Source organism: Halanaerobium saccharolyticum (genome assembly GCF_003259895.1).
GTDB classification, from domain to species: domain Bacteria; phylum Bacillota; class Halanaerobiia; order Halanaerobiales; family Halanaerobiaceae; genus Halanaerobium; species Halanaerobium saccharolyticum_A.
Genome location: NZ_QLME01000032.1, coordinates 22,492 through 28,705, shown reverse-complemented (window position 1 = coordinate 28,705; position 6,214 = coordinate 22,492). Strand labels below are relative to the sequence as shown.

Genomic DNA, 6,214 nt, shown 5'->3' with positions numbered 1-6,214 from the left:
TAGAGTAATTATGTAAAGTAAACCAGCAAAAATTTCTAGTATATCAACATTATTTTAATGTACTTTACATAATCATATACTTTACATAACCCTTAGATTCTGGATCAGCTGCCCTACACATATACACTTTGAATTTTCTTTCAAGTCTATATGATGCAAATTGATGAGTGTAGATTAGATCACCATAGTTTTCACTATACAAGATCAAACTGTCCTGATCATATACTGCCTCCTTAGGCATACCTTCAAAGTATTCAAATACATTTTCATGAGCTGCTACTACATCAGCTGTAGTTAATGGTCTATCAAACCATTCTACATACTTGTAGCGAGAATTAGAAAGAACAAAGGCAATGAGATAGAGCTTAACTCTGGTGATTTTATCTGATTTGTAGACCCATTTTTCACCCATATCAACCTGCATCTGTTGACCCATTGGTGGATCTTCAACTGCCTCGTAGAGCCTGGGATGCTTTGTTTTGGGAAGGTTGTGCTCTTTTCTTAAATCTCTTATGTAATTTCTAAGAGTACTTTCTGTGAAACCAGGATATCCATTAAGCTGTTCTTCAATCCAGTCATAGACTTGAGAAGCTGAGATATCAGGATGTTCTTTTAGCCAGTTTAGAATCTTATCATGATGCTTATCTGCTTTTTTAGTTCTGGTACTCATTGACTGAAGAACTTCTTTAAAGTCTTCTGTATTTAAGTCATAGTATTTATTGAGTGTTGGTCTGCTGATATTTAATCTTCTTGCAATTTGGGATTTATTTAATCCTATTTCTTTTAATTGCTGGATTTTCATATGCATTTTATATCCATCTTCTTTGTTCAATATTTCTGCCCCCTTTTAGAATATTTAGAAGAATATTATATCCTAAAAGAGCAGATTGTGGTACTGGATTAATTTAACATATTTACCATTAGAAAATCATTACTTTTACATTATCTGGCAATATCCGTAAAATCTTATTTATCGTTTTCTGTAAAATCTATTTTATCATCTACATCAAGGTCATTGGAATAATCCTAGAGGGTGGATTTTTGTCTTGAATGACAAAAATCGTGGAATCCCTACGGAAATACAAGAAAAAATAGATGGACTAAAGATGAAATATCCAAATATTTCAATAGGTATTTGGGGGGTTAACACTATTTTAGGTAAACTGGATAACCTATCTAGTGAAATTAATAGTTATGATGATCAAGATAAAAAATTATTTATCAATATTTTGAAAAAAATGAAACCTAATTGGGTAGAATACTTTTGCAATAATTATAATGTTGATAGTGTATTAAAAAGAGGAGCTAAACCAATATTTGACTTTTTAAGATTCATGGGATTACCCGATAGCAAATTTAAATGTTTTGAATTGGAAAGTTTAAGAAAAGAATTAGTTGATTCAATAGCAATATTAACTGATTTTTTCTCACCAGGAAATCATCGTGAATATTATTTTATAGAAAGAGGGAGGTCTAATTATTTCTTGGATGCTAGAAATAAATATTGGAGATTTGTAAAATTAGGTGAAGAAATTTTTAACATTAATATAGATACATTAGATGAACTTGAATATTTTCCAGATTTTTAAAATAATTATATGTTTTTTGACTTATTTTAAATTTAAGTATATAAGCTCTTTTATATAAAAAGTTATGAAAATAAGCCTGAATAGTAATAATAAACTTTGTGGGTAAAAGCTCCATCATATAACATGAGCTTAACGATATCTAACTTAGGGAGCATAGATGAAGGTTGGGGATGACATATGAAAGTTTTATATTTAAATTAAAGTTGGGAGCATTGGTGAGCCCTTGTGAAGCTCAGGGACGTTAGAACGCCAGGAAGTTTAATACTTCTAGTAGAGTGAGATAAAATAATATCACACCGCAAAAATCAGATGGTAATGATATAAATAAAAGCCTGACAGAAGGTCAACTATTGCTACCTCGCTGTCATTAGGAAAAGCATAGTCGTAATGTAGATATTAATCTATCAAGTCTCTATCAGTTAAAGCCTAACCAGCAGACTGTATCGAGTGTTGCATCGAAATAGGCAACTATCAGATGAAGTGTACACAGAGAACTTTTTAGGCCAGAAGGAGTACCGTACTCCTGAAGCATATTCAGCCCCGTTAACTGGAAGTTGGTAGCACCGACTAAAGAGCAGATGACAACATGTTTAACGTCATGGAAGTCAGTACAAATGAGTTGAAATGGTGAGACTCATGAGGGTCTGTCGGGGTCAGAGCACCTGGCATGAAAAGAAAGAAGTATTAGGAACCTGGGAGGACTCCTGCAGTTCCAGTAATCAAACTGGTAGGTAACTCCAACCAAACAAGAAGGACAACCAGAAGCTGGCAGGACTTCGGATTAACTCATAGTACTCTGAAGTCAAAATGAGATAACACAGAGGAAGGGGTTAACAGTAATATGAAATCTTTAAAGGAAACACTAACTGGACGCGCAAGGCCAGAACAATTAGTGCAAACCTCACTGAAGAATATAGCAAGAAAGGCAAAGAGAGAAAAGAAATATCGGTTTAGAGATTTATACAGACAGATAAACTATGGAGCTTTAAAGCTGGCATGGTTAGAAATCAACAAAAAAGCAGCTGCAGGAGTGGATAAAATAACAGCAGCTGAATTTGAAAAGAATCTGGAAGAAAACCTCCAGACCATACTAAAATCTTTAAAAGAAAAACGATATCATGCTAAACTGGTCAGAAGAAAATATATAGATAAAGGAAATGGCAAGAAAAGACCACTGGGAATACCAGCTCTGAAAGATAAAATAGTTCAAAGAGCAGTTACTGATATACTGGAAGCAATATTTGAACAGGATTTTATTGAAAACAGCTATGGGTACAGACCGAATAAAAGTGCTAAAGAAGCAGTGATAAATCTTTCTGAGGAACTTAATTTTGGTCAATATAACTACATAGTTGAAGCTGATATAAAAGGCTTTTTCGATAATATAGATCATGACTGGTTAATAAAGATGTTAGAGCAGAGAATAGATGATCAACAATTAATCAGATTGATTAAAAAGTGGTTAAAAGCTGGGATATTGGAAGAGGATAATCAGATAGTATATCCAAAATTTGGAACACCTCAAGGTGGTATAATAAGTCCAGTTCTTGCAAATATATATTTACATTTTGTACTGGATAACTGGTTTGAAAAAGTGATAAGAGAAATAACAGAAGGTGATACCCATTTTTCAAGGTATGCAGATGACTATATAACAGCATTCAGATATCGAAAAGATGCTGAATACTTTTATAGTAAGATGCAGGAAAGAGTAAATAAATTTGGACTTAAACTTTCTTTAGAAAAGAGCAGTATAATTCTTTTTTCCAGATTTAAAAAGCAGGGAAGCAAAAGGTTTGAATTCCTGGGATTTGAGTTTAGTCGGAGCACATCTCTTAGAGGAAAAGATATAATAAAAAGGAGGACCTCCAGAAAGAAACTCAGAAAATCAATAAAGAATTTTAGAAATTGGTGTAAAATGATGAGAAACCAAAAACTAAAAACACTGTTTAAGAAATTAAATGCCAAGCTCAGGGGTTACTATAATTATTATGGTTTGATTGGTAATTATGACAGTCTGGAAGAATTCTTTAATATATCACTCAAAATATTGTATAAATGGTTAAATAGAAGAAGCCAGAGAAAAAGAATGAACTGGGATAAATTTGAAGAAATTATAGGATGGTATAATGTCTGTAAGCCGAAAATAGTTGAGAAGATAAATAGACAGTTAAGACTTAACTTTGCCTGATAACGGAAGTGAATATTACTGAAGAGCTCAGTGCGGTAATGCTGCATGCTGAGATCTGTGCGGGGGTGAGCAGGTAACTGCTAATCCTACCGTGACTACGAAAGAGACTTTCTTGGAGGTGAAAAAATTGGATTTATATGAAATTAGAAGTAATTTATTAGATTCTATGAAAGATTTATATTTTTATGATTTTTATTTAATAAAAAATGACTTAAATGAAAGAAGTATAATGCATAAACTAGGCTGTTATTTAAAAAAATATTTTAATGACTTTAATATTGATTGCGAGTATAATGGAAGTGTAGAGCATCCTGATTTAAGAAAGAAAATTGATATATATAAGCAGGCTGGCAAAATAAAAAGAGATGACAAAGAGCATAGTGTTTATCCAGATATAATTGTTCACCAAAGAATTTCAAGTAATTTTAACAAGCTAATTATTGAAATAAAAAAATCTACTAATAGCGATATTGAATTTGATAAAGAAAAAATGCAGTTTTATACAAATGAAAATAGAAATGAAAAATACTTTTATGAGTTTGGTTGTCTTATTAATATAAAAACTGGACTAGAGTTTAAAAAAGAATTTGAATTATCTTGGTATATTAATGGGGAGCAAGAAGATGAGGAGTTAATAAATATAGAATCAAGGCATTCCGTATAACATGGAATTGAAGATTTCGCTGAGATCCAATAATATTTTAGAAGTATTCGACGAGACATATTTGACATTATATATGGTGAGTATATATTGATAGTGAGATAATATTTAGGAAAGTTATAAGAATAAGAGGTTATTGATAGAATAAAGTTTGATTAGCTACTTTTATCAATCACGTGGTTAGACTAACTCATTTGTTTCGACTTACTTTCATAATTAACACCATAAATATATGAATAAATTAATATCCTGACAAATTTACCATAAAAATAACTAAAAAGTCCTTGACGAGAACCATTTATGCTGTTATAATAATAATCGTCGCTTGAAATAATCAGTCGTTCACCGGCTGTTGTTTTACGGCTTTAACCCTAAAAAAGGGTTAAGAAAAAGGAGAAATCCTTGATTTACCAATGATTTTACTGTGCGCCCGTAGCTCAACTGGATAGAGCGTCTGACTACGGATCAGAAGGCTAGGGGTTCGACTCCTCTCGGGTGCGCCATTTTAAATATGATAGCAAAAGTAAACTCCCGGGTATTATTGCAGGGAGATTTTTATATTTATAGCCTTTATGGGCCTTTGAAATTATCTCAAAAAGGTCTTGCAAAAGGCAAAAGCAGCTGTTATAATAGTTAATGTTGCAAGTTAAAATTTTGCACTATTCAGGAGATATTCTATGGAAGATGATATAAAATATATGCAGATGGCCCTGGCAGAAGCCAGGAAGGCTTATCAGAAAGCTGAAGTTCCAATCGGTGCAGTTGTTGTCTGTGATGATCAGGTTGTTGGCCGTGGGTTTAATCTCCGGGAGCAAACTCAGGACCCAACTTCTCATGCCGAAATGATTGCTCTGAGAGAAGCTGCCGCAAATGAGGCAAGCTGGCGCTTAGAAGATTGTCAGCTTTATGTGACTTTAGAGCCCTGCCCAATGTGTGCAGGAGCAATTCTACAGTCGCGAATTAAACGTCTTGTTTACGGTGCCAGTGATCCCAAAGCAGGAGCTGTCAGAAGCCTGTATCAGCTGCTAGATGATAACCGATTTAATCATCAGGTAGAAGTTGAAGCAGGTGTCCTGGAAAAAGAATCAGCTCAGCTTTTAAAAGATTTTTTCCGTGAGTTAAGATTACGGAAGGATGGGTGAGTCTGGCTGAAACCGCTTGACTCGAAATCAAGTAGACAGTTTTACTGTCTCGGGGGTTCAAATCCCTCTCCTTCCGCCATTAGATTTTATCATCCATAGAATTATATATAAATTTTCAAAGTAGAGACTGAGAAGAGAAGTGTTATTAAATTTGAGTATTCGAATTTAATCCTACTTCTGACTTCTTACATCCTACTTCTTTACGGAGAGGTGTCCGAGTCTGGCTTAAGGGGCCCGCCTGGAAAGCGGGTGTAGGCTCAAACCTACCGAGGGTTCGAATCCCTCCCTCTCCGCCATTAAAAACTTTATAATTTTTGTTAAGATTTGGCCGCACTAGATGGGGTGGTAGCGGTACCCTGTAACCTGCAAACCGCTAGAGCAGGATTGACGCCGTGGCTGAGGATTTTTTCTTTCAGGGTCTGGCCCTGATAAGTAGTGTTGACAATTGGGTCTCGCGCAATGAAGTCTTGTGAACCCCGTCAGATCCGGGAGGAAGCAGCGGTAAGCAAGTCGCTTCATGTGCCGCGAGGGTGCCTGATTCGAGCCAACTGTCAGGGTAACGCCTGGGGGAAAATTTTCAAAACACGGTGTGCGGTCACTTTTTTAAAACACCCGGAATAGGGTGTTTTTG

Annotated in this window: 5 protein-coding genes, 3 tRNA genes and 1 other RNA gene; 8 read left to right on the top strand and 1 reads right to left on the bottom strand. The window is 34.6% G+C overall.

The window, feature by feature from the left end; all coding sequences use genetic code 11:
- Window positions 1-64 precede the first annotated feature (64 nt).
- A complete protein-coding gene (locus C7958_RS14315; RefSeq protein ID WP_111573349.1) occupies window positions 65-832 on the bottom strand; it encodes a DDE-type integrase/transposase/recombinase in 768 nt (255 codons plus the stop codon).
- A gap of 214 nt (window positions 833-1,046) precedes the next feature.
- Here C7958_RS14315 and C7958_RS14310 point away from each other — a divergent pair, with 214 nt between their 5' ends.
- The 8 genes from C7958_RS14310 to ffs all read left to right on the top strand — a co-directional run bounded on the left by C7958_RS14310 (window position 1,047) and on the right by ffs (window position 6,178).
- On the top strand, window positions 1,047-1,589 hold the full coding sequence (locus tag C7958_RS14310; protein WP_111573348.1) for a hypothetical protein: 543 nt from the start codon (window positions 1,047-1,049) through the stop codon (window positions 1,587-1,589).
- Between the two features lie 841 nt (window positions 1,590-2,430).
- A complete protein-coding gene (ltrA, locus tag C7958_RS14305; RefSeq protein ID WP_111573347.1) occupies window positions 2,431-3,780 on the top strand; it encodes a group II intron reverse transcriptase/maturase in 1,350 nt (449 codons plus the stop codon).
- A 127-nt stretch (window positions 3,781-3,907) separates the two neighbouring features.
- Window positions 3,908-4,444 (top strand): hypothetical protein, encoded by a 537-nt coding sequence (locus C7958_RS14300; protein WP_111573346.1) that lies wholly within the window; start codon window positions 3,908-3,910, stop codon window positions 4,442-4,444.
- A 423-nt stretch (window positions 4,445-4,867) separates the two neighbouring features.
- Window positions 4,868-4,944: transfer RNA gene (locus C7958_RS14295), tRNA-Arg, on the top strand.
- A gap of 174 nt (window positions 4,945-5,118) precedes the next feature.
- Window positions 5,119-5,583, top strand: a complete 465-nt coding sequence (gene tadA, locus C7958_RS14290; protein ID WP_111573345.1) for a tRNA adenosine(34) deaminase TadA — start codon at window positions 5,119-5,121, stop codon at window positions 5,581-5,583.
- Window positions 5,570-5,662, top strand: a tRNA-Ser gene (locus C7958_RS14285). Before tadA ends, C7958_RS14285 begins: the two co-directional genes overlap by 14 nt.
- A gap of 125 nt (window positions 5,663-5,787) precedes the next feature.
- A tRNA-Ser gene (locus C7958_RS14280) sits at window positions 5,788-5,879 on the top strand.
- A gap of 32 nt (window positions 5,880-5,911) precedes the next feature.
- An RNA gene (gene ffs, locus C7958_RS14275) (signal recognition particle sRNA large type) lies at window positions 5,912-6,178 on the top strand.
- Window positions 6,179-6,214: the final 36 nt, after the last annotated feature.

Excerpts from the sequence above, each read along its gene's own strand:
- ltrA (WP_111573347.1), top strand. The coding sequence starts at position 2,431 with ATGAAATCTTTAAAGGAAACACTAACTGGACGCGCAAGGCCAGAACAA.
- tadA (WP_111573345.1), top strand. The coding sequence starts at position 5,119 with ATGGAAGATGATATAAAATATATGCAGATGGCCCTGGCAGAAGCCAGG.